Annotated in this window: 3 protein-coding genes; all 3 read right to left on the bottom strand. The window is 26.3% G+C overall.

Annotated features, from left to right (window positions below):
• Nucleotides 1-321: 321 nt before the first annotated feature.
• Nucleotides 322-606: a DUF1294 domain-containing protein gene (locus tag GOQ27_RS08470; protein WP_252187785.1), complete on the bottom strand. Its 285-nt coding sequence runs from the start codon at nt 604-606 to the stop codon at nt 322-324.
• Between the two features lie 355 nt (nt 607-961).
• Nucleotides 962-1,858 carry a CAP domain-containing protein gene (locus GOQ27_RS08475; protein ID WP_203366421.1) on the bottom strand — a complete coding sequence of 299 codons (897 nt, stop codon included), beginning with the start codon at nt 1,856-1,858 and terminating at the stop codon, nt 962-964.
• 150 nt (nt 1,859-2,008) lie between these two features.
• Complete coding sequence (locus GOQ27_RS08480; protein ID WP_203366422.1) at nt 2,009-2,224, bottom strand: hypothetical protein; 216 nt, start codon at nt 2,222-2,224, stop codon at nt 2,009-2,011.
• Between the last annotated feature and the right edge of the window lie 394 nt (nt 2,225-2,618).

Consider the following 2,618-nt stretch of genomic DNA (forward strand, 5'->3'; position numbering starts at 1 on the left):
AAATTGTTTTGTGCCGTTACCGGCGACTCTTAATACTATATCAGATCTTTCGATACTTGTCAATATCTTTTTCTGAAAAACTTTTTATGTTTTGTCGGATTTGTTAATCCTTCATGCGACTTTTAATACTATAACGAATTAACTATCATTTGTCAATAATATTTCTATTATTTTTGCGACACATTATTATCGACTTTTAATAATATATAGTACTCAGTTGGATAAGTTAATAATTATTTAGTGTTAATTGTTACCATGTTTATATAATCAAAACATTAAATAACACTACTACATTCACTTATCTCATAATAAAAAAGACTTTCAATTTAATAGCAGTATGAAAATAGCTTTATGGAGTATATAGATAATAGGAACACCTATATAAAAATTTTTATTTCTAATTTTATGTCTGAATACTATCATACCTATTAAAGTTCCTGGACTACCTCCTATAAGAGCAACTACCAACAATAGTTTTTCTCCAATTCTCCACTTATTTCTTTTGGCTCTCTTTTTGTCAATCCCCATAAGTATAAAACTTATTATAGATAAGGTTATACTATATATATAACCAGTATAATTCATCATATAGTTATTTATATCCATCTTTTTAATTCCCCTTTTAACTAATTATCTTACATCTATAATGTTATCATATTTATTTTATTTAAAGGCTTTGTTTTAAGATTTATTTGACTTAAATGATATATTTGGAAAAATATATTTTTTAGCTCTTTGGTAAATCATTTCTTCTTCATAGCCATTCACACGATTAAAAATTTTATAAATATATGTAAATTTAAGACCATACATGTGACTCCGCAATAATTTTTAATTATTATTATCTCTTATTTTTAAATCAGAGTGATATTTAATTACCACATGTTTTTTAACAGAATCTATTTAAAAAGATAAAAAATAAAAGATCACTTAGCATGTGATCTTTTATTTTTTATCTTTTCTATTTAGGTTTACTTATAAACATTTGTGTAAACATATATCCATATTTATCACTTGGCTTTATTCCTATTCCTATATGAGTAAAATCTGGACTTAGTATATTCTTTCTATGACCACTTGAATTCATTAAAGCAGTGTGAGCTTTTTGAACAGTAGAGTTTCCTGCTAGATTTTCTCCAGCATGTAAATAATCTATTCCGAAACTTTTCATCATTTCAAATGGACTTCCATAGTTTGGCGAGTAATGACTAAAGTAATTATTATCTACCATATCCTGTGACTTAACTCTTGCTACTTTTGTTACTTCTAAATCAGCTTTTAATTTAGGTAGATTGTTTTTTTGTCTTTCTTGGTTCACTAGATTAAGCATTTGTTGCTCACTGTTTGTAAGAGCTGCAATATTTCCATCATTTTCTTGGGTATTTTGATTTTTAGGTGCTTGATTATTATTAGCTTGATCATTTGTACCTTCTCCTGGAGTTTGTGGTATATCCTGATTTTGAGGTGTTTCAGACGACTCAGGTCTCTGTCCCTCTGGAACATCATCTTTAGGTTGTTGTTGTACATTATCATTTCCTTCATCTTCAATTACTACAGGTTTAGCATCAGATCCTTGTACAGCTCCTATTTCATTATTATCTAACTGAACTACATACCAATCATCAACTTGCCTTAATACATTAACTATTTCATTCTTATTTAACTTATCTATCTTTTTGAAATTGTCTCCTACTCCAGCTTTCACATCACAAGAATCGGAAGTAATCTTAATATGCTGTACATCAGATACTTCAAATATTGATGATTCATCCGTATTCATCCCTGTGTCCTCCGGTGCATTACAAGAAATCATTAGAAAACTCATAATAAATACTACCAATATATATTTAAACTTCATTTTAAACCTCCTTTTTATAATTTATTTATAGTATCTGCATTTTTGATTTAAATATTATACTGAAACATAATTTTCAAAAAAATATTATATAATTGAGGTTTTTAAGCTTGTATATATTAATAGAACATTACAACTAAAAGAATATATTTTTTAAATATTTATTCTATTAATTGTTTTATTCCAATAGTCATTTAGTGAGATACCACATATGCTACAAACTTTTACTCCTTTTTCTTTATCTTTTATAAATTTAACTGGTGTAGCACAATATGCACACCAAGTCACTCCATTAGACTTATCAATAACACTTGTTAATTTTGGCTTTTTAGATTTAGTCATTATATCAAAAATTTTAATTTGCTCCACTATACTCCTCCTAATCTATAAAACTATAAAATTTAGTCTGATTATTTGATTCAATTGTATATTTTTTAAATATGTATATATTAAAACTAATAATATCTTTATTTATTTGATTTACTTTTTGATTTTATTAGATGCTTATTTCACAATTATTAAGACTTAATCTTTTATGATATTTATATCAGGTTAAATAACTCCTTATAATCCATATTCAAATGTTATCACAAATATATTTTTCTTTTTATTATATAATATACTAAGCATTGGACATCTTCAATAGTCCACCAATAACGTAATATATATATATTTATTTGCACAAAAAAAGACTTCCAATTAAATTGGAAGTCTTTTTTTATGGTGCCCAGAGGCGGAATCGAACCACCGACACGGGGATTTT

The organism is Anaeromonas frigoriresistens (assembly GCF_016820655.1).
Lineage (GTDB): Bacteria > Bacillota > Clostridia > Tissierellales > SIT17 > Anaeromonas > Anaeromonas frigoriresistens.